This is a genomic window from Amycolatopsis sp. Hca4, from assembly GCF_013364075.1.
GTDB lineage: Bacteria > Actinomycetota > Actinomycetes > Mycobacteriales > Pseudonocardiaceae > Amycolatopsis.
Genome location: NZ_CP054925.1, coordinates 10,306,748 through 10,331,323, shown reverse-complemented (window position 1 = coordinate 10,331,323; position 24,576 = coordinate 10,306,748). Strand labels below are relative to the sequence as shown.

Genomic DNA, 24,576 nt, shown 5'->3' with positions numbered 1-24,576 from the left:
CAGCGCCCTTTCTGCGCCGCGGAATTCCGGTTTTTCAAACCGTTCCACTGCGGATTCGGCAATTGACTGCGAAACGAGTAACTTCTGCCGGTCCGGCGGCGATGACGCCACCAGTGCACGCCGATTCCCGGCAGGGCGCCGGGTTTCCGTACCAGGGGGTTCGACCATGTCATGGCTCGACGCTGCGCCGGCGGCGGTGCTCTGCGGAGCGCTGCTCATCCTGCCCGGGCTGCCCCTCACTCACCTGCTCGGGCTGCGACGGCTGGCGATGGTGGCGCTCGCCCCGGTCGTCGTGGTGGCACTGGTGACGGTGACGGCGATCGTCGCGGCGGAACTCGGCATCCGGTGGTCGCTGCCGCTGGTGCTGCTCGTGTTCGCCGGGTCGGCGGTCGTCGCCGGGTGCGTCGTCCTGCCGCTTCGGAGACGGCTGCCGCAACCCGCGCCGGGCGACGGCCTGCCGGTCGTCGCGGCGGCCGCGGGCGGCCTCGTCGTCGCGCTGGCGCTCGGGGCGCTCACCGTCCGAGCGGCGATCGGCAGTCCCGAGGAGCTGGTCAAGACCGACGATTCGTCCTTCCACTACAACGCCGTCACCAACATCCTGAACAGCGGGGTGGCGTCCACGTTCCGGATCGACACCCTCGGCGTGCCCGGACGCGTCCGCGGCTTCTACCCCGCGGCCTGGCACGATCTGGGCTCCCTGCTCGCCATGCTCACCGGCGGCTCGGTGCCGGCCACGGCGAACATCCTGTCCGTCACCATCGCGCTGGTCGTGTGGCCGCTGGGCTGCGTCCTGCTGATGCGGCAGCTGGCCGGGCCGGACCGGCAGGCACTGGCCCTCGCCGGCCTGCTGAGCGTCGCGTTCGGCGCGTTCCCCTGGGAACTGCTCGGCTGGGGCATCCTCTGGCCCAACCTGCTGGGGCTCTCGCTGGTCCCGGCCGGGGTCGCGGTCGTGATGTCGATGGCCGGCCTGGCCCGGGAGGACGTGATCGGCCGTGGGCGGGCGTTCCTGCTGGCGCCGGTGGCGCTGACCGCGATCGCCATCGCACACCCGAACGCGGTCGTCAGCCTGGCCGCGATCACCCTCCCCGCGATCGTCGTCGCCCTCGCACGGGCCGCTGCCCGGCGGTACCGGGCCGGCCGGCGGCCGCAGGCCGCCCTGTTCGCCGCGCCCATCGTGCTCGCCGCGCCGGCGTACTGGCTGGTCGTCGTCAGGCTGGGCGTGTTCGCGGGACCGATGACCGCGGACTCACCGCCCTTCGAGTCGCCGTCGCAGGCACTCGGTGAGGTACTGACCGGGGCGACGAACCACCACGGCGCGGGCTGGGTCCTGGCCGGGCTGGTGATCGTGGGGGCGGTGTCGTGCTTCCGGCAGCGCTCCCGCCGGTGGCTCGTGGCCGGGCACGCCCTCTCCGGCGGCCTGTACGTGCTGGCCGCGGGCGTGCCCGGAGCGTCTCGCCGGATCTTCACCGGCTTCTGGTACACCGACTCCCACCGGCTGGCCGCCATGCTCCCGGTCACCGGCGTCCCGCTCGTGGTGATCGGCGTGCTGGCGGTCGTCTCGGCGGCGCGTGCCGGGCTCGCGCCGGACGGCGTGCTGCGCCGGCTTCGCCTGTGGCCCCCGGCCGCCGCCGTGGTGGTGGTGATCGCCTTGCTGCTGGCGACCGGCGGCCTGCACCACGCCGACCACCGCGACCGGGTCCTGGCTGCGTACCCGAAAGCCGCTCCGCTCGTGACCCCGGACGAATACGCCTTGTTCACGCGGATCGGCCGGCGGACCGAGCCGGGCACGATCGTGGCCCAGATGCCGTACAACGGCAGCCCGACGGTGATGGCCCTGACCCGCCGCCAGGTCCTGTTCCCCCAGCTCAACCTGGGCCGGCTGACGACGGACCAGGTGTACCTGGCCCAGCACCTCAACCAGGCGGCGAGCGATCCCCGCGTGTGCGAGATCGTCAACCGGCTCCAGGTCAGGTACCTGCTGACCAATGACTTCGCCCGGGGCAACCGGTGGGACGGCACCGCTTACCCGGCACCGTCGGCAGGGTTCCGCCAGATCGACCAGGGTGGCTCGTTCCGGCTGTACCGGGTCAGCCCGTGCGACAAGGCCGCCGACTCACGCTGAAGCGCCTACCCCGACGGGCACACCCGAGCGGCAGGGCATCGTCGCGCGTGCGACAACAGAGGAATTCGCCCTGCTTCGCGGCGACGTGCGCCCCTTTCCCGCGCGCTGCCCGCAAGAAGACACTGCAGGTTCCTGCACCCTCGGAGGGGAGCGTGTCATGCCCGGCTGCACCCGTTTCCGGCCGAGGTCCGTGACGACGGCCGTGTTGCTGCTGCTGATGTCCTCCGTTTCCGCGCCGGCGGCGAACGCGGCCGGACCACGCACGGTCGTCGATCTGGGCGCCTTGCCCGGCGGCTTGAGTTCGGCCACCGCCCTGAACGACAACGGCGTCGTCGTCGGCACCTCCACCACCGGGACGTCGACGGTGCTGCACGCGGTCCGCTGGAACCGCTCTTCGCGGATCACCGACCTGGGCTCGGTCGACGGGTCCGACACGTACGCACTCGGCGTCAACCAGCGCGGCACCACGTTCGGATTCGCGGATAACTGCGCGTTGACGTCCGGTTCGTGCAGCCTGCGGTGGTCACCGGACGGAACGTTGCACCGGCTGCCCGCCTTGGCCCCGGGCGCCGCGAGCCATCCCCAGTCGATCAACGACCACGACGTCGTCGTCGGCTCCGCGGGCGCGCCCGACGGCCACGGGCACCCGGTGCGCTGGACGGCCGGCGGGCAGGTCGTCGATCTCGGGTTGCCACCGGGTGCCGTCGACGGAACCGCTCTGGGCATCAACAACCGGGGTCTGATCGTCGGCTTGGCCGACTTCGCCGACGGGTGGGCGCACGCGCTCCTGTGGGACCACGACCGCGGGGTGATCGAACTTCCCCCGGCTCCGGGCCAGGTGGTCAGCTGGGCTCTGGGGGTCACCGAAGACGGTCTCATCGTCGGCGACGTCAACACCACCGGCTACCACATGGCACGCTGGCAGTACCGCGACGGCGTGATCCGGCCTCCCGAGGTGCTCGAAGCGGACAGCTACCTCTACTACACGAGCCGATCCGGCATCGCCGTGGCTCCCGGCCTCCGCTGGGATCGCTCCGGCCGGGTGACCGAGCTGAAGCCCCTGCACCAGGGCGGTGGCAGTTACCCGAACGCGGTCAACGACGCGGGAATCGTCGTCGGGTCCTCGGGCCGCCCGGACGGAACGGCCACCTCGGTGTGGTGGGACCGGGCCGGGGCTCCGCACGAGTTCCCGGCGCCGTCGCCGTCGCCGGTGATCGGCGTGCGCGCGATCAACGAAGCCGGCACCGTGGCCGGCAGCGCCGAATTCCCCGCCGGCCGGCACGCCGCGGTGTGGCGCTGATTCCGCCGTCGGGCGAACTGCCCGCAGCCGGCCTCCGCCGTGTTCCGGACGCGGACGAGGGCAGCACGTCCCGGCGACATCCCGCAGGACGCAACGTCCCCGTCTGTTCCACTGTGGATTGAGCGCACGGCGGTCCGCCGCGCCGCTCGGCGATCCGTTCACGCCCACCGCGACCTGCCTGCCGAGGCCGAAAGTCCCGCGACCGGCAGTCCTGCGACCCTGCCCGGGCCGGTGACCCAGCGACGAAACTGCCGTGGTGAAGGTCACCCTGTCCGGCGTGGCCGGCGCGGCCGCACCCCGGAACTCCGACACCCGAGACGAATCCCACCCGCCGTGGCGGAAGGAGCCCGAACCATGCGGAAGCCGACTGTGATCCTCCTGGCCGCGGCGATCACGGCCGCGAGCGCCGCGTGCGGCGGCAGTCCGGGCACCCCGGCGCCGTCCGGCACGACGCCGGCTTCGATCACCGAACCGCCGGCGACCGGAGTCCCCGGCGTCGAAGCCGGCGTCTACCTCGCCGCCATGGCACCCGTGGCGAACGCGGTCGGCGCGGCGATCGCCGGCATCCCGGCCGTCTGCGGGCCGTCGAACGTGCCGGAGTGCCGGGATGCACTCAGGAAGGTGCACGACGCCAACGCCGCTCTGGAGAAGGCGCTGGCCGGCCGGACCGTTCCCGGCTGCCTGCACGAGGCCGATGCCGAAATGCACCGCTCGACGGAGCTGATGGACCGGGGCATGCACGACTGGTTGAAGGCGGTCGACGGACAGGACTTCGCCGCCATGAACAGGTTGGACCACGAGCTCGGCCAAGCGAACGCCCACCAGGTCCGCGCCTTCGATCTCCTCACGCACAGCTCGTGCTGAGCGGTGACGACGGCCCGGTTCGCCCGTCCCGGATCAAGGCGAACTCGTCGAGCCGCCACCGGCCGTGGTGCGGGCCCGCAGCAGCCCGGCCTGATCCGGCAGCCCGCGCGTGGCGACGGCCGCCCACCGGAGTCCGGCCGACGGCAGCCGCCGTTCCTGCACCGGGGCGATGTCCGTGCCCCGACCGGGAGAGTCTCGCCGACGGACAACCGCCGCCCCGGTGCCGGTGAGCCCGGCGACGGCGGTCGCGCGCGCCGCCGCGCGGGCCGCGTCCGGCTGCCTGCGTGCGACGCGCGGCGAAGTCGACGAGATCCGCGCCGGCACCGGCGCTCGACCACCCGGCCCGGGCGCTCAGGTGGCGGCGTCCTCCGGGACGATCCGGAACACCGGGACGTCCGCGGCGATCCGGGCGAACTCCTCGAGCGGAGCCCGCCGGCCGACGGGGATGTGGGCCCGCGCCCCGGGTGCGACGGCCAGGTACCGGCGGAGCACCGGCGGGCGTTCCTCGGGTGCGACCTCTTCCAGCCGTACGGCTTCGCGACGGCCGTGCCGGAGTACCACGTGACCGTCCGCCGCGCGGACGTTGCGCACCCACTGGGTCCGCTCGCCGAGCATCGCCACCAGGTAGCGCTCCCCCTCGTGGTGGGCCACGACGAGCGGTACCCGGACGGGCCGGCCGGTCACCTCCAGCGTCACGCCCCGCTTCGGCAGCAGGCCGGCGGCGTACGCGAGCGCGTCACCGCGGTTCAACACCCGCGCCACGCCGTGGGGCCGGGCCCCGCGGTACTGCCGGCGGGCCCAGCGGTGGACCGGGCCACTCGCAGGCACGGGACGGCGACCGGCGAGGGCGGCCGCGTCATCGCGGATCGTGCGCAGCGTCGCCTGCATGACGAAGCGGACGAACGGCCGGACCAGCCACCAGTAGCGCGCGAACCGGCGTGCCGACACCGGATCCGTGGTGCCAGTCCGAGCTTCGCAGGTGATCAGCGTTCGCGCCGGGCCGAAGGGCCGCACCGAGATCGCCGCGGCGATCCGGCACCGGTCCGGCTCGGCGAACGCCGTGAACTCGGCGGGCGTCATCGTCCGCACGTCGTACCACTCGACGCCGGGCTGCCAGAACCGCCCGACCGCACCCAGAACCACCTCACGGCCCGGTGTCTCACCCAGCCGCAGCCATCCGGGGAGCGGGATGTCCCCGGCGAACGGCTTCAGCGGTTCCGGCGTGGTCCGCGCGAACACCGCCAAGTGCGTCAGGGGTGCGCGGACCCGCCTCAGGTCCAGGTCACGCACGGCCCGCCAGGTCTCGCCGAGGCCGGCTTCGGCCACGAGGTGCTCGGTCACGGTCACGTCGAACCGGGGCAGGAACCGGTCGATCAGCAGCTCCTCACCGGTCGCTGCCACAGTGACGACGGAGTCGGTCATGATCACACCTTTCGCTCGACGGGAGAACCACCCGCGCGCCCGGCCCGGACCAGGTCCACCAGCCCGGCGATCAGCCCGAGCACGGATCCGGCGATGCCGATCGCCAGCACACCCCGGGCCACCGCAGCCCAGTCGACCGGCGTCGCGCCGAAGTCGAGGGGGAAGACCAGCCAGATCCGCACGAGGGCGACCAGGCCGGCGCCCGTCGTCACGAAGCCGTCGACGATGACGAGCCGCTCGGGGTCGTGCCACAGGTGGAGGAAGCCGGTGACCAGGCCGGCCACCAGCGCGAGGTCGACGGCCCCCAGCACCGAGGAGAACCCGGCGGTGAGGAACGGCACGGCCACCCAGCCCGGCTGCCCGTTGATCAGGGCGAGCAGCACGCCGTTGACCACCACCCCGGCCAGGTACCCGGCGAGCCGGGCCCGGACGGGTGGTCGGCGGGACCGCACGCCGGTCGTCATGGTGGCCTCCGTTCGCCGCCGATCGTCGTTCCGGCGGGACAGACTTCGGCAGAGTCGCGAGTCCACTGCGCCGGAGCCGGAAGACCCCATCTCACCGGGATTCCCGGCACACCAGCGCCAGCTGCGCCGCCAGGCCGTCGGCGAGCGCGTCGAGGTCGGGACACCGGGCGGCGTCGGCGAGCACCGACACCACCAGGCTCCCGGCGTAGGACAGCACCTCGAACACCACCGACAGATTGCCACTCGCCCCGACGCTGAGCGGAACGGCTTCGACGACGGGGACGCCACCGAACGTCACCGGCCCGGCCGGTCCGCGCACGTGGCTGACGAGCGTGTGCATCCGGTGCTGGTGGTCCAGGTACCACCGGTAGAGGCCGAGCGTGGCCGACAACCGGAACAGCGCGCCCACCACGGCGATCGGCGGCGGTCCCGTCGCGGCCGCTTTCGAGGCACGGACCCGGGCCGCGACGAGGGCGAGCCGCCCGGCCACGTCGCCGGTCGCCGGGACGGTGAGCAGCAGCGGGCTGACCGCATTGCCGAGGTGCGAGGCATCCGCCGCCGCCCGGCCGGACACCGGCACGGCGACCGCGAACGCCCGGACGTCTTCGTGGCGCGTCAGCAGCAGCCGGTGGAGCGCCCCGGCCACGGCGACCAGGACGGCGTCGTTCACCGAGGCCCCGTGCCGGTGGGCGGCGGCCCGCAGCGGCGCGAGCTCGGCCCGGACGACCGCGAGCCGGCGGCGGGGCCCCGCCGGCCCGAGCAGCGAACACGCGGTGGCGCGGGGCGGGTGCAGCCCGCCGGCAGCTCCGGTCGACGCGAAGAGCGCACGCACGGCCGGCCCGATCCGGCACACCGACCGCAGCCGGCCGGCCAGAGCCTCCCGGCGCAGCGCCGGCGCGTCCGGCGACGGACGCGGAAAGGGGGCCGCAACCGCGGGAGCGCCGTCGACCAGCCGCGCCAGGACGGCGAGGCCGCCCACCCCGTCCGCGAGCACGTGGTCGAGCACGACGACCAGCGCCGCTTCCCCGCCGGTCAACCCGGTGAGGAACGTCGCCGACCACGGCGGGGCCTCCCGGGGCAGCCGCGCCGAAACCAGCGAGAGCGCGGTGTCGAACACCGCTTGCCGGTCCCCCGGCGGCGCGCACACCGCGGGCCGGACATGGCGGCGGACATCGAACCCCGGATCGTCGACCCAGATCGGGCCACCACCGCCCCACGGTGCCGGCACCAGCCGGCGACGAAGGCGCGGGACCGCGGGGAGCCGTTCGCCGATCAACTGCCGCACCCGAGCCAAGTCGAGTCCCCGGGCCGGGCCGAGCAGCAGGAGGACACCGAACTGGACCGGCCCGTCGCCGGTGCCCATCGCGAGGAAGGCGCGGTCGGTGGGACTCGCGCGGTCGACCTGGATCCGGCTCATCACCTCAGCCGACCCGGCGGACCCGGAACGGCACAGGGCCGGAAGTCACCACCCGCGGAGCTGAAAGAGCCTTTCCGCGCATGCTTCGATCCGCCAGGCCGGCCGGACCAACGGCGGGTGCGGGCGTCACTGCCGTAGCGGCAACCCTGATGCCGGAAACCTGACTTCACCGCTCTTTCCGGTGCCGCAGCAGCTGCCGGGTTTTCCCGCACGACGGATCATTCGATCAGCACCTCGGCGAGGTCACGGCGCGCCGACGGCGTCGCAGCGCGGCCACGGCCGAGCGCGAGGAGCGCTTGCGGCCACACCGCCCCTCCCGAAAGCGCACGCAGCTCGCGCCGCGCGGACCCGACCTCCACCGGCGCGGACCAGAATCCTGCGTCCAGCCCGGCGAGCGTCGCGGTGAGCAGCACTCGCTGCAGGGCCTGGCCGGCGTGCAACCACGCAACCGGCCCATCGTCGAACGAAGCGATCAGGACCAGGAGCGGCACCTCGTGGCCGGCGCGAGTCAGCGCAGCCGGACGGCGAAACTCCCCGGAAGCCGGCAGTCCATCGCTGGTCCGACCGCGGCCGGACCACCGCGACCGCTCGGCCCGGAACTGCGGATCGGCCAGCTGAGCGCGGCAGGCTCGCGCGATCAGGGCGACCACCTCGGCCCGTTGCCTCTCGGCGAACACGACCAACCACGACTGTTCCGCCTCAGCCGCGTGCCGCAACTCGGCGATGACCGCGTCCGGAACGGCGCAGGCGGTCACGGCACCCCGGGCGGTGCGGCGCCGCGGGATGGCTTCGGCCAGCCGGCTCACGGACCGGTGAGGGGCGGCGGTCGGCACCGGGCGAACGGCGGCGAACAGCGAAGGATGCCCGGGGCGGGGCCGTACCGTGCTGATCGGCAGGAAGCCACGATGGTGGATGGCGGTCCGGAGGTTGAACAGCGCGGCCCCGCAGGAGAGCGCCAGCTCCCGGTTTTCCCCGTCGGTGACCGGAAGAGCCCTGCGGAAGTCGCCGTGCACCTCGACCTCCCCCGTCGTGCAGCGGAACAACCACGGCTGGGTGTTGTAGATCGACGGTGCCAGCACCGCGGAACGGAGAACCGCGCTGCTGGCGGACGACGTAAGCGGTCCCACGGCTCCCACCTCCGAGCACACGCTCCCCCACCTCCATCCGGCTGGACAGGATGATCACGCACCGGCAAGCGCCCCGACAGGGACCAAAGTCATGACCATCGACGGCGAACGGTCCTCGCCAAAACGGCCCGACCGGGCAACCCCAAAAGATGCACAAGCGCTACAACGAAGGCGAAACGCTCGCTGATGTCCGACGAACCGGCTCGTTACCGCCGCGGTTGCGTTGCGTCCGATGCCACGCAGCCCGACGAGCGATCAACCCACCTCGCGGATCGGGTGCAGTTCTCACCGGTCGCCGACCGGGTTGCGCTCGACCTCGTTCTCCGCACTGGTGGATCTCCTGGTGAGGCCGGTCTCGACGGCCGGCGGTTCCCCGGTCGTCATGGCACCAGGTGGGCCCGGAGCCGGTCACGGGTCAGCACCGTGCCGGCGGCCCAATCGCGACCGAGCAGCTCGGCGAGGCCCGGGTCCGGCGTCCCGTGGAGGGCGTCGGGATCGGCCGTCAGGTCCGTGAGCAACCGTTCCAGCAGAAGAGCGAGTTCCGCGCGGCCGCGCTCGTCGCCACCCCAGCCGTAGGCCGACCGCGGGGCCCGCGGGGCGAGGTGCAGCGTTCCGGCACCGTCCCGGACGAAGACCGGATCCTCGAGGACGACCTCGCCGAGCGTGGCCGGCGAGGCGAGCCGGCGCGGAGCCAGGACCCGCACCGCCCGCGGATCCCGGATCGGGACCACCGCGGGGGCGTCGGACTCGGGATCGACGAGAGGCGCCCCGGTACCCAGCGGGTCGGCGAGTGCGTGGACCGCCCGCCGTCCGCAGGAGCGCAGCCGGGCCGCGAATTCGGCGCCGGCGGCCGACCTCAGTGACACGGTGACGGCCTGGGGATGCGTCAACGGGGTACCGCCGTCCCAGTCGTGGACAAGCCGGATGCACTGTTCGGCCAGGAGGTCCTCGCGGTTCTGGACCTCGCGCCACCCCAGCCGGATCACCGGATCAGGCGGGTCGACCGGATCGGCGGGCGCGCACCCGTCGTCGACGGCCGCCAGCGAGATCTGCTCCGGCCGCAGCACCGACAGCTCCCGGTCGGTCGGCACGCCGGCGGCGCGCTGGGCGGAAATGCGTTGCGCCGTGTGCACGAGCGCGCGGTGCACGGGGTGCCCGACCGGGTGCAGCGCGGCCAGTTCCAGCAACGGCCGCACCGGCAGCACCGTCATCGCGGGGTGCCGGACGACCGGGTCGCCCGGCCGCCACCGGCCGATGAGCTCCGGGTCACGCAGACCCGGCGGCCAGTAGGGCGCGGCGAGTCCCAGCACGCGGGCCAGATCCGGCCACGCGCATGGCTGCGGTGCGGCCGAGGGATCGGCTCCGGTGACCGAGACGAGTTCAGGACCGGTTCCGGTCCAGCGGGTTCCGACGCGCAGGCACGCGGCCGCGGCGGGAACCGTTTGAGCCACCTCCGCCAGCGGCACGGGCCGGCCGTCCAGGCACCAGCTCACGACCACCCGGCCACCCGTGGCGGCCCACTCCTGCAGGACCGCCCGGGGCCGGAGGTCGAATCCGGCCCCGAAGAGGGGGATGGCCCGGACCAGCGTCGCCGGCCGCGTGGCGTCCGGCCACCAGTGCAGCGGGAATCTCGTCGCCTCGAACCCGCCCCCGGCGTTCAGCCAGGCCCGCGCCGTCGCGGCCGACCAGAAGTCGCCGAGCCGGTCGCGGTCATCGGGTTCGGGAAGCCGGATTTTCCGGCGCCGCCGGAACCGGCCACGGCCCGCGCGCAGCGCGGCCTTCAACTCGGATTCGTAGACCCGTCCGCCGCACACCATGACCAGCACCTCCGCGCTGCGGCCACACCAGCTCCCCCGACTGATTCAAGATCGATTCATGACACTGTGGACAGTCGGCGACCCTCTCGCCGTTCCACAGAGGAATCGATCACTCTTTTCCCGAATATGCGGTGATATTTCGACCTGAGCCGCCAGTACGCCGCTTCGGCCACACTAACGAGCCGCTCTGAAGCCTGGCTGCGGTGAATCGAGTTTGAATCGCAGTTCCTTCCCTGACGCGATCGAGCGGTTTGCCCTGGTCGGCCGGACATCACCCCCTGGTACCGGGGTGCTCGCCCACCCGATCGGACCAGCGGCAGCGGCCAAACCCGGCTACGTTCGGCACAGCAGACGCATTACCGACCGGAGTACGGAGGGCACCATGGCGGACGTCGTACGAGCCGAAACCGACGTGGCGGCTTCGGCCGACACCACCTTCAAGTGGTTCACCGACTTCAGCCACTACCCGAGGTTCATGCGCTCGGTCGAGCAGGTGTTCCCGGTCGACGGCCACCCCGACCGGTTCCAGTTCGTCTACACCCTCGCCGGGATCCCGCGCCGCTACAGCATCGACGTCACCACCGACCCCCAGCGCCGGACACTGGACTGGGTCAGCGCAAGCGGTCCCCGGCACCGGGGGCACGCCATCGTGAACACCGACGGCCCCGACTCCGCAACCCTGACCCTCGAGCTGGAACTGGAGCTCGAAGAGCTCACCGAACGGATCGCCCAGGCACTCGGGCTCATCACCACCCGCGCCCGCGCCGACCTGCGGCGGTTCGCCAAGTTCGTCGAGGACGTCCACCACGCAGCCGATCCCACCGAAGCCAAGGAAATCGCCGACGGGGAAACGTCGCACCGCACGCCGCTGCAGTGGCTCTTCGACACCGTCTTCCCCACCGACGAGTCCTCGCACTGACCCCACAGCCGAAGACGGTCACCCGGCGGCTGCGGGATCCGGTGCGGCCATCACCCAACGCACCACCTTGACGAGGCTCTACCCGACAACGCACACGACCGTGGCCTCCGAAAGGCGTCAGGTGGCGGTGACCAGCCCGTAGTGCCCGTCGTAGCGCTGGTAAAGCACGACCCCGCGGTCGGTCTCGGCGTCCCGGAAGAAGAGGAAGGGCAGTTCGAGGGCATCGAGCCGCTCGCAGGCGGCGCGGGCGTCCAGCCGGGGCACCGGGTGGACGTTGACGACCCACGGGGTCGTCACGGTCCCGGCCGGCGGGGACAGGCCGGCCAGCCGGGCGAGCCGGTACCCGGTCGGACCCCCGCGGTACACCACCGCGTCTTCGCCGGTGTCCGCGTCGACGAAGAGGTGGACGCGATAGTCCATCAGGTCCATGGTCAGGGCCGCGTCGTCCGGGCGGCACGTCCGCAGCGGGTACTGTTTGCGGCGCACGACCTCCCGCTGCCCGGCCGGACGCGGAACCGACGGCGGCTCATCGCGCGGTGGCGGCCACGGCCGCGGCACGGCCGGGTTCTGCAGCCGCACCAGCTGTTCATTCAGCCGTTTCCGGAGCAGCGTGGCCGCCTCCTGGAAGAACGCGCCGGTCAGCTGGGCACGCACCGGTTGCCCGTCGGCGACGAGGTTCACCTGGACGAGCGCCGGCCGCGGCACGGCCGGTTTCCGGTACACCGTGAGTTTGAGCTTCGCGGATTCGACCTGGGCCGGTACCCGCCGGAGGAATGCGCCGATCCGGCGGCGGACGTACTCACAAGCGCCCGGGACGACGTCGCCCGAGATGTCCACGGCCAGGGTGAGCGTGCTCGACACCGAGTGCCTTTCGTCTGTGGTGATCGGCAATGGCACGACAGGTTTCGTCATCGATCCGCGGGCAGCCGCGGCGGGTCCGCGTCGGCGGCGTGCGCCTTCGGCCTGCCGGTGAAGGTGATTTCGCCCTCGCGGCGGAGGCGTTCGACCATGTGCGGGTAGTGCAGCTCGAACGCGGGCCGCTCGGAGCGGATCCGGGGCAGCTCGGTGAAGTTGTGCCGCGGCGGCGGGCAGGACGTCGCCCACTCGAGCGAGTTGCCGTAGCCCCACGGGTCGTCCACCGTGACGATCTCGCCGTACCGGTAGCTCTTGAAGACGTTCCAGATGAAGGGCAGCACCGAAACGCCGAGCAGGTAGGCGCCGACCGTCGAGATGGTGTTGAGCGTGGTGAACCCGTCGGTGCTCAGGTAGTCGGCGTAGCGGCGCGGCATGCCTTCGTTGCCCAGCCAGTGCTGGACGAGGAACGTGCCGTGGAAGCCGAGGAACGTCGTCCAGAAGTGCCAGCGGGCCAGCTTCTCGTCCATCATCCGGCCGGTGATCTTGGGGAACCAGAAGTAGATGCCGGCGAAGGTGGCGAACACGATCGTGCCGTAGAGCACGTAGTGGAAGTGCGCGACCACGAAATAGCTGTCCGACACGTGGAAGTCCAGTGCCGGGGCCGCGAGGAGCACGCCGGACAGGCCGCCGAAGAGGAAGGTGACCAGGAAGCCGACGGAGAACAACATCGGCGACTCGAACGTGAGCTGTCCCTTCCACATCGTGCCGATCCAGTTGAAGAACTTGACCCCGGTGGGCACGGCGACCAGGAACGTCATGAAGGAGAAGAACGGCAGCAGCACAGCGCCGGTGGCGTACATGTGGTGCGCCCACACCGCGACCGACAGGGCGGCGATGGACAGCGTCGCCCAGACCAGGCCGCGGTAGCCGAACAGCGGTTTCCGAGAGAACACCGGCAGGATCTCGGAGACCACCCCGAAGAACGGCAGAGCGAGGATGTAGACCTCGGGGTGGCCGAAGAACCAGAACAGGTGCTGCCACAGCACCGCGCCGCCGTTGGCCGGGTCGAACACGTGCGCCCCGATCAGCCGGTCGGCGAGCAGCCCGAACCCGGCCGCGGTCAGGATCGGGAACACGATCAGCACCAGGATGCTGGTGACCAGGATGTTCCAGGTGAAGATCGGCATCCGCCACATCGTCATGCCCGGCGCGCGCAGGCACACCACGGTGGTGACCATGTTGACGGCGCCGAGGATCGTGCCGAGCCCACCGACCGCGACCCCGACGATCCAGAGGTTGGCCCCGACGCCCGGCGAGTGGATGGCGTCCGACAGCGGGGTGTAGGCGAACCAGCCGAAGTCGGCGGCGCCTCCGGGGGTCAGGAACCCGCTCAGCATGATCAGACCGCCGAACAGGAAGAGCCAGAACGAGAACGCGTTCAGCCGCGGGAACGCGACGTCCGGCGAGCCGATCTGCAACGGGAGCACGAAGTTCGCGAACCCGAACACGCTCGGCGTCGCGTACAGCAGCAGCATCACCGTGCCGTGCATGGTGAACAACTGGTTGTACTGCTCCTGCGAGAGGAACTGCAGTCCCGGTCGCGCCAGCTCGGAGCGGATCAGCATCGCCATCGCGCCGCCGATGAGGAAGAACGCGAACGTGGTGACCAGGTACATCACGCCGATCTGCTTGTGATCGGTGGTGCGCAGCAGCCGCAGCAGCCACGCACCCTTGACGCGTTCGCGTCCCGCCTGCGGTCGGATGGCAATCGGGCCGGGCCTCGTGGCCGTCACGGGTGCTCCTGTCTGTCCGGTCGTCACGCGGCACAGTCGATCGCGAGACCCGCTCCGCCCGACAGGGACCAAAGTCCTCTGTGGATGTTCCAAAATCCTCCCGGGGGGCGGCTGGACCGCTCCCGTCACCGGCTCGGAACTCGATCACCAGGCGGGCCCGGACCCGAGATCCCCTTGATCACCGCCTCGAAGATCGGGACCGGGAGGACTCCGCCCGCCGGGATGCCGACGCACACCAGCCGGCCGCCGCGGCGCAAGAACCGCAGCGCCTGCTCGAACGCGCTCGGCGCCGCGGCCACCCCACCCCACAGCTCCGACGTAGGCCGGCTGGGTCCGCGGCGCAGAACGACCAGGATCACCGTGACCACCGCGGCGGCCAAGGCGGCGATCTGGACCGCGATGCCCCGCCCTCGAGCCGGGCACGAGACCGAGATCGGCGAGCACAGTGGTCAAGTTGACCCACACCGCGACGCTCGACCAGCCCGCGTAGACACCGAGCAGGCTGCGCAGCAGCACCCGGCCGGCCGTGCTCATCCGGTCGCTCGTGCCGTCGAGGCGGCGCATCGCGATCAGCAGTAACCCCAGCATGGCCGCGGAGACCACGACAGTCCCCCACACCGGCCCGGTCCTGATGATCACCAGCCATCCGGTGAACCCGGCGAACACCCCGGCCACCAGCTTCCCGACGGCGTCGCCGTGCGAGGCAGGGCACTTCAGCGAACCCGAGCTCGCCGTCGTCCGCCGCTTCCTCGATGCCTACGTCAACGCAACCAGGGAAGTCATCGAGAACACCCCACGCTGACTCACGAGCCGGGCCCGGCAGACCGCAGCGACTCCGTTCAGGCCGCGGTCATCGCCCAGCGCACGACCTTCACCAAGCTGTGCCCGGCGAGCGGGACGACGGTCGCTTCGGCGACCGGCAGCCGTGGCAGGCGCAGGTGCGGGCGCGTCCACGCCGGCAGCATCGCCACCGCCGAGGCCGCCAGTGCCGCATAGGGCAGCCGGGCCGGCCACGGGACCGGCGGGGTGAGCAGGAGGAAGCGGGCGGCTTGCCGGGCCTCCGGGGTACCACGCAGCTCGGGCCGGTACGCGGTTAGCGCCCGGTCGAGCCCGGCCCGGGTCACCGGCGGGTCGGGTACCCCGAGCGCCCGGGCGATCACGGCCGTCTCGGCGACGTAGGAGTCGCACCCCGCCTCGTCGAGGGGCCGCGCGCCGTAGCGCTGGTGGGCACGCAGGAAGCTGTCGACTTCGGCGATGTGCACCCACGCCAGCAGCCGCGGGTCGTCGGCCCGGTAGGGCCGACCGTCCGGGGCCACTCCCCGCACCCGCCGGTGGACCGCGCGCACGGTCTCGACCGCGCGCGCGGCGTCCTCGGCCGTGCCGAAGGTGGTCACGGCGAGGAAGGTGCTCGTGCGCTGCAGACGGCCCCACGGATCGCCGCGGTAGCCCGAGTGCGCGGCCACCGCCGCCATCGCCAACGGGTGCAGCGACTGCAACAGCAGCGCACGCAGGCCGCCCACGAACATGGCCGTGTCCCCGTGCACCCGCCGGATCGCGCTGTCCGGCCCGAACCAGCGCTCTCCCGGCGCGCCGTGGATGCGTGCGCGGTTGCGTGGCCCGTCGGGCCCCGCCACCCGGGCGAAGAGGGCGTCGCGCAGCCGCTCACGGACCAGCGACACCCCGTGCGGGAAGTTCGGCTGCATGGCACCTCCACGACGTCGAGCCTGCCCTCCGCTGCAAAAGCGATGCAGACTCCGGGACTGGGCGACATCCAGGATGGCGACCCGCCACCGATCCTACCTGTGCTTACTCCCGAAAGCGCATGAGAAAGGACCGGCCGCGCTGAGCGCAGAACGGATCTTTCCCAGGCGGTCGCAGCCCGGACGGCTTACGTTTGTGACGTCTCTGCATCGTCTGAGGAAAGGACGTCGCATGGCCGACAGCGGCCTGCCGCCGCGCTGCACGGTGCTCGGCGCGACCGGGTTCGTCGGCCGGGCGCTCGTCGCCGACCTCGCCGCCGCCGGGCACCCGGTTCACGTCCTCTCCCGCACGGCGGAGCACGGCTTCCCGCACCGGATCGACGTGACGCTCGGAGACGCCACGGACCCGCGCGCGCTCGAGACCGTGTGCGCCGGCGCGGACGTGGTTTTCCACCTCGTGCACTCGCTGGCACACGCGGACTTCGCCGGCCGCGACCGCACGATCGCGCGGCGCCTCGCCGCCACCGCCGCGGCCGCCGGGGTCGGGCAGCTCGTCTACCTCGGCGGGCCACGGCCGGCGGCCACGACGTCGCCGCACCTGGCGTCCCGCTCCGAAGTGGCCGAGATCCTGCTGGACGGCGAGGTCCCGGCGATCGCACTGCAGGCGTCGATGATCCTCGGCCGCGGCTCGGCCGGGGTCGAGCTGCTCTCGCGCACCGCCCGGCTGCCGGTCCGGCCACGACCCCGGTGGACCGCCAGCCGCAGCCGCCCGGTCGCGCTCGCCGACGTCCGCCACTACCTGCGAGCCGCGGCCTGCCACCCGCCGCTGCGGGGCCGGTTCGACGTCAGCGGGCCGGAAACGATCAGCTACGACGGCCTCGTGCGGCGGTGCGCCCGTATCCTGCGGCGGCCCGCCGCGCCCGCCCTGCCCTCGCCGTTCTGGTCCCACGAAACCGCCGCGTGCCTCGCCGGGCTGACCTCGCCCGTGCCCGCCACCGTCGCGGGGCCGTTGTTCGCCTCGCTCGAGCACGACCTGCTCCCGGCCGACACCCCGGCCGAATCCGTGCTGCCGCCACCGCCGGGCGGACCGACCAGCCTCGACAACGCCCTGCGCACGGCCCTCGGCGTTCCGGTCCCGCAGGCACCCGCCGGTCCGGCGTACCAGGACGAACACACCCGGCTCGCGAAAGCCGGCCCGGGCCGGCTGTGGCAGGCGATCACCGCCCTCGGCGGCGACCACGGCCGGTTCCCGCCCGCACCGGCATGGGCTCTGCGCGGCCTGCTCGACGGGCTGCTCGGCGGGGCGGGGGCCTACCGCGGGCGCCCCGACCGGCCGGTGGCCGGCGACGTCATCGACTTCTGGACCGTCCGCCGCCGCGACGACACCCGTCGCGAGCTCGTGCTGACCGCGGACATGCGGCTGCCCGGCGACGCCGAACTCACCCTGCGCGCGGACCCGGCCGGCTCCGGCAGCCTGCTGCGGCAGCGGGTGCGCTTCACCCCCGGCTCACCGCTGGGCCACGCCTACTGGCACCTCCAGAAACCAGCGCACAACCAGGTGTTCGCGTGGCTCGCCCGCTCGATCGTCCGCAACGCCGAACGCCGGACCTGAGGTCAGAACGGGGCGCCGACCGGCAGGATGCCGTCGACCGCTCCCGCGTGCCGGAGGGCTAGCGTGGCACGGCTGCGCCGCGGTGGAGCAGGTCGACGAGTGAGTCGAGCCACGGGCCCGTGGGGTCGGCGTGTTCGAGGAGCACCCGGTGCATGATCGCGCCGACCAGGCTGAACACCACCTGCTGGGGGTCGGTGTCTTCGTTCCACTCCCCACGACGGCGGGCCCGCTCGGCGATGGCGAACACCGGCGTCGCCTGCTCGCTCATCCGGCGAGCGGCGAGAGAAGCGATGTCACTCGTGGCGCCGCTGCCGATGGCCGCCCGCGCCAGAGCGGCGCCTTCGGGGCGAGACAGGAACTCCGCGATGGGCTCGGCCAGAGCGTGCAGGTCATCTCGCAGGTTACCGGTGTCGGGACTGTCGGCGAACTCGGAGCGCAACCCGTCCATCGCGGCGGCGACCAGGGCTTCTTTGGTGGGCCAGCGCCGGTAGACGCTGGTCTTGTTGACCTCGGCGCGGTGCGCGACGCGGTCGACGCTCAGCTTGTCGAACCCGCTCTCGGCCAGTTCGGCGCGCACTGCCGCGAGGATCGCCGCCACCACGGGGGCGCCACGGGGGCGTCCCGCGTCACGACGGCTCGGCGCGCCCTGGCCATCACCCATCCCCCGCTCCGATCCTGCCGCACCGCCGCGGCCCGCCCGACGATATCGCGATCGCACCGCGCACCCGTGGCCGATGACGGCCGAAGGTGGACGGCACGACGTCACGCTGCCTATTATTGCAACATCAAGTTGCAATGGAGGTCACCTGTGCAGGTCTGCGTCGTTGCCATCGACACGCGCGGCGGTATCCAGCCGTACGCCGCCCTCGCCCTCGGCCTGCAGCAGGCGGGACACCGGGTCCACGTCGTCGCGCCGGAGGACTTCACCGACTGGCTGACCGGCCTGGGGCTCGATGCGATGCCGCTGCCCGGACGCATGGACGACGCCGCCCGCGCGGCGGCCGAGGCCGGGTTCTCCCGCGGCGTCGTCCCCAGGGGCATGCGCGAGCAGCTGCTCCGGCTGTCGTTGCGGCACGCTCGGGCCCTGCTCGACTACGCCGACGGCGCCGACGCCCTGCTGGGAGGTATCGGCGGCGCGGTACTGGGCGTCGACGTGGCGGAGCGGCTCGGCATCCCCTTCGTGCACGCGCACCTGCACCCGGTGGGAGCGGTCTCCGCGGCGGTCGCCGGTGTGCTGACCCCTGGATGCCGGCCTGGACCGGAGCGGCGGGCAACCTGATCGGCTCGGCGATCACCGAATCGGCTCTCGCACTGCCTTTCCGCGCCGCCTCCCGTGCCGTGCGCGCCGAGGTACTCGGCCTGCCCCCTCGCCGGTCTCGGCCGAGAAGCTCGCGGCTTCCGGTTTACGGGTTCAGCAGGCACGTCGTGGCCGTGCCGGCGACCTGGGATGTCACCGGCTATTGGTTCCTGCCCGAGGATCCGGCGTGGACCCCACCGGCAGAGCTCGTCGCGTTCCTCGATTCGGGTGAGGCGCCGGTCTGCATCGGCTTCGGCAGCATGGCGAGCGCTGATCCCGCCGCGACCGCCCGGACGGTCACCGAAGCGATCCGGCGAGCCGGGGTGCGGGCGGTGCTGCTCACCGGATGGAGCGGGATGAGCGACATCGCCGCCTCCGACGACGTGCTCGTCATCGACCAGGTGCCGCACTCGTGGCTGTTCCCCCGCTGCGCGGCGGTGGTACACCACGGCGGTGCCGGCACCACTGCGGCCGCTCTGCGGGCCGGCGTTCCCGCCGTGGTCGTGCCGCACGGAGTCGACCAGCCCTTCTGGGCGAAAAGGGTCGCCGAACTCGGCGTGGGGCCACGGCCGCTGCCCCGGTCCCGGCTGTCCGCGACTTCTTTGGCCGCCGCTCTCCGCACGACGCTCGCAGACGACGGCATGCGCGCCCGCGCCGCGCACCTCGCAGAACTGATCAGCACCGAAGACGGCATCACCACGGCAGTCGACCACCTCAGCCGCAGCCTCACCCAGACGAAATGAAAGCGGTGTCACCACCCGAAGAAATTCGATGATCCGTGACCGCCGAACAGCACTGACGAAAATCCTCTGCGTCGGCACGGATCACGCCTGCCCTGTGCGCCCGCGAGATCTACCCCACCTCGGCAGCCCCCGTCTCGACGGCGTCGACGATCCGGCGGACCGCGGCCTCGAGGTCGGCACCCGGAGGCAGCCGGGGCGGCCGGCCGGCGACGGCCCGGTCCGCGAAGCCGGTCTCCATGTGCGGCAGCCGGGCATCCACGACCCGGACACCCCGGCGCCGCTGCTCGATCCGGACAGCGGTCAACCACGCCGACAAAGCGGCTTTCGAAGCCGAGTACACCGCCATGCCCGGCATCGGACATTCGCTCACCACCCCGGTGATGGCGGCGATCGCACCACCGGACCGGAGCAACGGCAGGGCTGCACGCAGCAAGGCGATCGGAGCCAGCGTGTTGACCGCGAAAAGGTGTTCGGCGACGTCGTCGGGCAACGACTCCGCCGCCCCGAACGCGACGGCACCCACCGCGACCACGACGACGTCCAGTCCTCCCAGCGCCTCGGCCGACCGCGCCACGACATCGCCGGCGCCGTCGAGGTCGTAGGCGTCGAAGAACTCGGTGTGCGCGCCGAATTCGCCGGAGAGCTCCTGCAGGCGAGCAGACTGCCTCCCCGCCACGGCCAGCGCTGCTCCCCGAGCCGAGAACTCACGGACCAGCGATCCCCCGAGCACGCCGGTGGCCCCGGCCACCAGCACTCGGGCGCCGTCGAGCTCGAGCCGCTCACCGCGGGCCATGCCGAACCTCCGTCATCCACGCTGCGGAACGGGCCCGGAACTTCAACCGGGGATCCCCGCCACAGCGAGGAACTCGGCCCGCGTCTTGCGGTCGTCGCGGATCAGGCCGTGCAGCGCCGAAGTCACCGTGCTGGAGCCGGCCGCCTGAACGCCTCGAAGCGACATGCACAGGTGCTCGGCTTCGATGACGACACCCACTCCCCGCGGCTCGAGGTTCTGCTGCAGCCAGTCGGCGACCTGCTTGGTCAGCCGCTCCTGCACCTGGAGGTCACGGGCGAACAGCTCGACGACCCTGGCGAGCTTGGACAACCCGAGGATCCGGGCCCCGGGGAGGTAGCCGACGTGCGCGATGCCCTGGAACGGCAACATGTGGTGCTCGCACAGTGACCGGACCGGGATGCCGCGCGCGACCACGAGCTCGTCGTACTGCTCGTCGTTCGGGAACGTCGTCAGCGAAAACTCCCGCGGCGTGATCAGCTCGGCGTACGAGCGGGCAACCCGCTTCGGAGTGTCCCGGAGGTGCTCCGAACTCGGGTCCTTGCCCAGCGCGGCCAGCAATTCGGCGACGGCACGCTCGGCGCGCACCAAGTCGATGTCCGGCCGCCGCGAACCACTCGCCGGCAGCTCTCGTCTCGGCTCGGCTGTCGTGACCGACTCGAGCATCCGTTCCTCCAAGGTGGTTCCACCAGCTGGTCTCCCCGAGATCATCGAGAGACATCGAGAAAATGGCGACATTTGCATCGTGGTTGAATCGCACTCGGTGGTCCCCCGGACGGATACGGTCGCCGGGCGGCGGCAGGTCACCCAGGTCACCGATGCACCTGCGATGCATCGCTCCCACCCGGGGCGCTCCGGGCGGAAGATCGAACTGCGCCCGACCGGTTGCCGCCGTCACGCTCCACAGATCAGCGCCGTCAAGGAGATACCCGTGAGCAAGAACAGCCCCGCGGTCCTCATCACCGCCGCGGCACCTTCGGCGGATCAACAGCTGGATCGGCGGCGACGCAAATACGTCGTCATGATGGCCTGCCGGGTCCCGTGCTTGGTCCTGGCCGGTGTCACCGCGCACATCTGGTGGCTGGCGCTGCTGTTCCTCGCGGTGTCGGTCCCGCTGCCGTGGATCGCCGTGCTCATCGCGAACGAAGCCCCCGTCCGCAAGGACGAAAACGCACACCGGCTGGACCGGGCCGGCCGGGCGCAGCTGTCAGCGGCTCAGCTCGACCATCGCCTCGGACAATGACGACGGCAGCGGTTCACCCACCACCGGCAGGCCGCGCCAGCCCGGGCCGGCCGGCCGCACCGGCATCCCTTCGGCGTGCAACACCTGCAGAATGCGCACATCGGCCGAGTGGGCCGTCATCGACCACACCACCACACTGCGGGGCTGCAGCCGAGCGGCGACCACCCGAAGAACGTCCACGGACACCAGACCGCCCAGGTGCACCGCCGGCACTCCGTCGTCGCGCAATGCGGCACCGAGTACCTTGATCGGCAGTTCATGGCGCTCCACCGGCGTGCTCAGCAGGACGACCGGCGGACGCCCGGTACGCGTCGGGGCGGGCGCCGGGTACCGGTCGACCGCTCCCGACGCCGCGGTGGCCAGCGCCCACTCCGCGGCCATCGCCGTGCGATCCCCGTTCTTCGCCCAGCGCAGGCCGGCAGCACGGAGTACCGGGGCGAGCACGTCAGTCCAGGCTTTGGCCACCCCGAGGCTGCCGAACGCGTCATCGACGACGCCGCCGACGGTGGACAGGTCGAGGGCATCCGCAGCCGCGGCGAGACACTCGCGGCGCCGGGCGGCCGTCATGCCCGCCGCCCAGCGCGACAGCACCAGAGACGCCGCGTCCCGCGCCCCCACACCTTGGGCCTGCAGGGCGCGCATCCGGCGAAGACGTTCGACGTCGTCGGCCGTGTAGCGGCGCCGGCCATTGCGATCGCGGGCTCGCGCCCCGATTCCGTAGCGATGTTCCCACGTTCGCAACGTCACCTGCGAGACGCCCAACGTCCGCGCCACCTCCCCGGAACCGAGCGCCCGCCCTTCCCCCGCAGTCACCCGCGATGTCACCGCTGCGCCCGCCTGGACGGCTCGCAACAGCCGACGGCACACGGCGCCCCGTTGATCGAGCACCCCGCAGCGGCCATCGCCGAGAGCTTCCTCGGCCGGGTGCCGGAGGTGTGCTCACGCACCAGCTCGACCACCATCTCGGCGAAGCGCGGGTCGGTGCCGGCTGTGGCCGCCCTGACGAACGCCATACCGTGCGCAGCTGCTCGCTCGCGAGCCTCGTTGTCGAGGTCCCAGACCACTTCGAGGTGATCGGAGACGAACCCGATCGGCACGACCACCACGGCCCGGACGCCCCGGGCGTGCAGCACATCCAGGTGGTCGACGATGTCCGGTTCGAGCCACGGCACCTCGGCCGGCCCGGACCTGGACTGCCACACGAGGTCGTACTCCGCGATCCCCGCTTCGGCCGCGACCAACCGGGCCGCTTCCGCGATCTGCCGCGAATAGCGCCGGCCGCCTTCCGCCGGCAGCCCCGCGGCGCAATCGGCCGACTCCGGCACCGAGTGCGCGGTGAACACCGTACGCGCTCCCCCACCGGCCCTGCGGTGCGCGGCACGCACCGCATCGGCCGCGGCCGCCACGAACAGGGGGTGATCGAAGTACTGCCGGATCTTGACCATCTCCGGAGCAGCCGGGCCGGCCGCGGTTCGCGCACGGAGGATGTCCTCGTGGTACTGGCGGCACGCCGAGTAACCACCGTAGGCGCTCGTGGGGAAGACCAGTACCCGCCGCGCTCCCTGTCGCGTCAGTTCGGCGACGGCGTCCTCGACCGTGGGCGCCCAGTTGCGGTTGCCGAAGACCACCGGCAGGTCGATCGACGCCGCCGCGAGCTGCTTCTCCACGGCCGTGATGAGCTCCCGGTTGAGCCGGTTGATCGGCGAGACCCCGCCGAAGTGGTGGTAGTGCTCGGCGACTTCGAGCAACCGGGAACGCGGGACGCCACGCCCGCGAGTGACGTTCTCCAGGAACGGCAGCACGTCATCGGGGCCTTCAGGACCGCCGAAGGACAACCACAGCAACGCGTCGTACTCGATCGGGGTCAATACTTCACCTTTTCCGGTAGTCCGAAGTGCACGGGAACGCCTTCGGAGTAGAGAGCGCTGACCGGAGGTCCACTGGGGGTGGGCAAGCCGGCCGCCGCCACGAGGTCTTCATCCAGAGAAATGATTTCGGCTCGGCGAAGGCGCCAAGGCGGGTGCACGGTGGGGATCCGCCAGGTCTGTCCGCCGTAGCGGGTGTGCAGAGCCCACCGGTCGGTCAGGAAGTGATCCAGGCCGGCGCCCCGGACCGGCTCCGAGACACGCACCACGATCTCCGAGGCGGCGCCGGTCCGCCGATGCCTGCCGCGGTACCCCACCACGGCGCCGTCCCGATCGAAGAACATCCGTGACCAGCGGTAGGGAATGCCGAGCCCGAACCGAGCCGCGAGCACGGGCAGCAAGCGTGCGGTGTCCAGCGAGCGGAACACCACACCGCGACGGCCCTCCGCGTCCACGGAGTACAACCGGACGTTCGTTTCGAGGAAGTCACCGAAGTACGGCACCGGCGGCGAACCGAGCACCCCCACCTTCGTCATCCGGAACGGGACGAGCCCGACGTAGGTCACCCCCGACCGGCAGTCGGGCCGGGTACCCGGTGGCAGCAGCGGTGCGACCAGGGAAGCCGGCACAGGCCAGTGCAGGAACGTCAGATCGCGCCACACCTGGCTGAACAGCACCGCGCGCAACCGGTGCGGGCTGGCCGGGGTCAGCGGTTCCGGCGAACTGAACCGGACGGGCCGGTGGGCGCGGTGTTCACCGAGGATCATCACGCCACCGCGCCCGGGTCCCTGCGGCACACAGCCCACACGGCGACTCCGCGCTCACCGCACGCCAGACGACCCACAGCCACCTCACCGCATCGATTCACCACCGATTCAAAAACATCGTAATCCTCGCACCACGTGTCCGCGCATCGACCTGCAGCGACCTTCCTCACGAGCCTGAGGATGCGACAAGACCACCGTGAGCTGCAGATATGCAGCACTATCGACTTGCGCCGTCTTCGCGCGGTCCGAGCCGCGCGATCCCAGGGTCCGTCGTTTTGCATCGCCATCGAATCGGTCAGCCCGAGCGCGACCAGCGAGAGGAGAGCCGGGCGCTTTCCGAGGTCAAGACGGCGTCAAAGTTGCGCCGGCGGGCTCGTCAAGACGGCAGAGCACGTCCATCCTCTGTCCCATGAACGATTTCGCGTGGGCGTCGGCGCTGATGGGCGGCTTCGCGCTGGT

At 72.0% G+C, this 24,576-nt stretch carries 25 protein-coding genes; 9 read left to right on the top strand and 16 right to left on the bottom strand.

What is annotated here, in order from left to right; genetic code table 11:
* Positions 1-166 precede the first annotated feature (166 nt).
* From HUT10_RS46780 to HUT10_RS46770, 3 genes are all read left to right on the top strand, one after another.
* Entirely contained in the window at positions 167-2,122 is a 1,956-nt protein-coding gene (locus tag HUT10_RS46780; RefSeq protein WP_176177089.1) for a DUF6541 family protein, read from the top strand.
* A gap of 190 nt (positions 2,123-2,312) precedes the next feature.
* Positions 2,313-3,422, top strand: coding sequence for a hypothetical protein (locus HUT10_RS46775; protein WP_176177088.1), 1,110 nt, complete (start codon positions 2,313-2,315; stop codon positions 3,420-3,422).
* Positions 3,423-3,776: 354 nt separating this feature from the next.
* Complete coding sequence (locus HUT10_RS46770; protein WP_176177087.1) at positions 3,777-4,286, top strand: hypothetical protein; 510 nt, start codon at positions 3,777-3,779, stop codon at positions 4,284-4,286.
* Positions 4,287-4,319: 33 nt separating this feature from the next.
* Here HUT10_RS46770 and HUT10_RS46765 read toward each other — a convergent pair whose 3' ends face one another.
* From HUT10_RS46765 to HUT10_RS46740, 6 genes are all read right to left on the bottom strand, one after another.
* Positions 4,320-4,610: a hypothetical protein gene (locus HUT10_RS46765; protein ID WP_176177086.1), complete on the bottom strand. Its 291-nt coding sequence runs from the start codon at positions 4,608-4,610 to the stop codon at positions 4,320-4,322.
* 27 nt (positions 4,611-4,637) lie between these two features.
* The gene (locus HUT10_RS51605; RefSeq protein ID WP_254897345.1) at positions 4,638-5,708 is read right to left on the bottom strand and encodes a hypothetical protein; all 1,071 of its coding nucleotides are present in this window, start codon (positions 5,706-5,708) and stop codon (positions 4,638-4,640) included.
* Positions 5,709-5,710: 2 nt separating this feature from the next.
* The gene (locus tag HUT10_RS46755; RefSeq protein WP_176177085.1) at positions 5,711-6,172 is read right to left on the bottom strand and encodes a hypothetical protein; all 462 of its coding nucleotides are present in this window, start codon (positions 6,170-6,172) and stop codon (positions 5,711-5,713) included.
* A 91-nt stretch (positions 6,173-6,263) separates the two neighbouring features.
* Positions 6,264-7,589 carry a wax ester/triacylglycerol synthase domain-containing protein gene (locus HUT10_RS46750; protein ID WP_176177084.1) on the bottom strand — a complete coding sequence of 442 codons (1,326 nt, stop codon included), beginning with the start codon at positions 7,587-7,589 and terminating at the stop codon, positions 6,264-6,266.
* A gap of 218 nt (positions 7,590-7,807) precedes the next feature.
* Positions 7,808-8,716: a hypothetical protein gene (locus tag HUT10_RS46745; RefSeq protein ID WP_254897344.1), complete on the bottom strand. Its 909-nt coding sequence runs from the start codon at positions 8,714-8,716 to the stop codon at positions 7,808-7,810.
* Positions 8,717-9,096: 380 nt separating this feature from the next.
* Complete coding sequence (locus HUT10_RS46740) at positions 9,097-10,533, bottom strand: hypothetical protein (protein WP_176177083.1); 1,437 nt, start codon at positions 10,531-10,533, stop codon at positions 9,097-9,099.
* Between the two features lie 382 nt (positions 10,534-10,915).
* On the opposite strand from HUT10_RS46740, the gene HUT10_RS46735 reads away from it, so the two are divergent.
* A complete protein-coding gene (locus tag HUT10_RS46735) occupies positions 10,916-11,452 on the top strand; it encodes an SRPBCC family protein (RefSeq protein WP_176177082.1) in 537 nt (178 codons plus the stop codon).
* Positions 11,453-11,569: 117 nt separating this feature from the next.
* Here HUT10_RS46735 and HUT10_RS46730 read toward each other — a convergent pair whose 3' ends face one another.
* The 3 genes from HUT10_RS46730 to HUT10_RS46720 form a co-directional block, all read right to left on the bottom strand.
* Positions 11,570-12,364, bottom strand: coding sequence for a sigma 54 modulation/S30EA ribosomal C-terminal domain-containing protein (locus HUT10_RS46730; protein WP_176177081.1), 795 nt, complete (start codon positions 12,362-12,364; stop codon positions 11,570-11,572).
* Entirely contained in the window at positions 12,361-14,100 is a 1,740-nt protein-coding gene (gene ctaD / locus HUT10_RS46725) for a cytochrome c oxidase subunit I (protein ID WP_176177080.1), read from the bottom strand. Before ctaD ends, HUT10_RS46730 begins: the two co-directional genes overlap by 4 nt.
* Positions 14,101-14,225: 125 nt before the next feature.
* Positions 14,226-14,459, bottom strand: a complete 234-nt coding sequence (locus tag HUT10_RS46720) for a hypothetical protein (RefSeq protein ID WP_176177079.1) — start codon at positions 14,457-14,459, stop codon at positions 14,226-14,228.
* 227 nt (positions 14,460-14,686) lie between these two features.
* Here HUT10_RS46720 and HUT10_RS46715 point away from each other — a divergent pair, with 227 nt between their 5' ends.
* Positions 14,687-14,902 carry a hypothetical protein gene (locus HUT10_RS46715; RefSeq protein WP_176177078.1) on the top strand — a complete coding sequence of 72 codons (216 nt, stop codon included), beginning with the start codon at positions 14,687-14,689 and terminating at the stop codon, positions 14,900-14,902.
* Positions 14,903-14,939: 37 nt separating this feature from the next.
* Here HUT10_RS46715 and HUT10_RS46710 read toward each other — a convergent pair whose 3' ends face one another.
* Positions 14,940-15,803, bottom strand: coding sequence for an oxygenase MpaB family protein (locus tag HUT10_RS46710; RefSeq protein ID WP_176177077.1), 864 nt, complete (start codon positions 15,801-15,803; stop codon positions 14,940-14,942).
* 229 nt (positions 15,804-16,032) lie between these two features.
* Here HUT10_RS46710 and HUT10_RS46705 point away from each other — a divergent pair, with 229 nt between their 5' ends.
* A complete protein-coding gene (locus HUT10_RS46705; protein ID WP_176177076.1) occupies positions 16,033-17,412 on the top strand; it encodes a DUF2867 domain-containing protein in 1,380 nt (459 codons plus the stop codon).
* Between the two features lie 58 nt (positions 17,413-17,470).
* Here HUT10_RS46705 and HUT10_RS46700 read toward each other — a convergent pair whose 3' ends face one another.
* Entirely contained in the window at positions 17,471-18,073 is a 603-nt protein-coding gene (locus tag HUT10_RS46700) for a TetR/AcrR family transcriptional regulator (protein ID WP_176177075.1), read from the bottom strand.
* Positions 18,074-18,220: 147 nt separating this feature from the next.
* Here HUT10_RS46700 and HUT10_RS46695 point away from each other — a divergent pair, with 147 nt between their 5' ends.
* Together HUT10_RS46695 and HUT10_RS46690 are read left to right on the top strand one after the other, a co-directional pair.
* Positions 18,221-18,691, top strand: a complete 471-nt coding sequence (locus HUT10_RS46695) for a glycosyltransferase (protein ID WP_176177074.1) — start codon at positions 18,221-18,223, stop codon at positions 18,689-18,691.
* Between the two features lie 146 nt (positions 18,692-18,837).
* Entirely contained in the window at positions 18,838-19,452 is a 615-nt protein-coding gene (locus HUT10_RS46690; RefSeq protein WP_176177073.1) for a glycosyltransferase, read from the top strand.
* A gap of 109 nt (positions 19,453-19,561) precedes the next feature.
* Here HUT10_RS46690 and HUT10_RS46685 read toward each other — a convergent pair whose 3' ends face one another.
* Both HUT10_RS46685 and folE read right to left on the bottom strand, forming a co-directional pair.
* A complete protein-coding gene (locus HUT10_RS46685) occupies positions 19,562-20,245 on the bottom strand; it encodes an SDR family oxidoreductase (protein WP_176177072.1) in 684 nt (227 codons plus the stop codon).
* 42 nt (positions 20,246-20,287) lie between these two features.
* Complete coding sequence (gene folE / locus HUT10_RS46680; RefSeq protein ID WP_176177071.1) at positions 20,288-20,908, bottom strand: GTP cyclohydrolase I FolE; 621 nt, start codon at positions 20,906-20,908, stop codon at positions 20,288-20,290.
* Positions 20,909-21,167: 259 nt separating this feature from the next.
* Here folE and HUT10_RS46675 point away from each other — a divergent pair, with 259 nt between their 5' ends.
* Positions 21,168-21,485 (top strand): DUF3099 domain-containing protein, encoded by a 318-nt coding sequence (locus HUT10_RS46675; RefSeq protein WP_254897531.1) that lies wholly within the window; start codon positions 21,168-21,170, stop codon positions 21,483-21,485.
* On the opposite strand, the gene HUT10_RS46670 is transcribed toward HUT10_RS46675, so the two are convergent.
* The 3 genes from HUT10_RS46670 to HUT10_RS46660 are packed head-to-tail and all read right to left on the bottom strand — an operon-like array spanning position 21,450 to position 24,117.
* Positions 21,450-22,259 (bottom strand): MerR family transcriptional regulator, encoded by an 810-nt coding sequence (locus tag HUT10_RS46670; RefSeq protein ID WP_303247018.1) that lies wholly within the window; start codon positions 22,257-22,259, stop codon positions 21,450-21,452. The two genes, HUT10_RS46675 and HUT10_RS46670, sit on opposite strands and share 36 nt — an antisense overlap.
* Positions 22,260-22,306: 47 nt before the next feature.
* Positions 22,307-23,344, bottom strand: coding sequence for a ferrochelatase (locus tag HUT10_RS46665; RefSeq protein ID WP_176178372.1), 1,038 nt, complete (start codon positions 23,342-23,344; stop codon positions 22,307-22,309).
* 5 nt (positions 23,345-23,349) lie between these two features.
* Positions 23,350-24,117 carry a YqjF family protein gene (locus tag HUT10_RS46660; protein ID WP_176177070.1) on the bottom strand — a complete coding sequence of 256 codons (768 nt, stop codon included), beginning with the start codon at positions 24,115-24,117 and terminating at the stop codon, positions 23,350-23,352.
* Positions 24,118-24,576 lie beyond the last annotated feature (459 nt).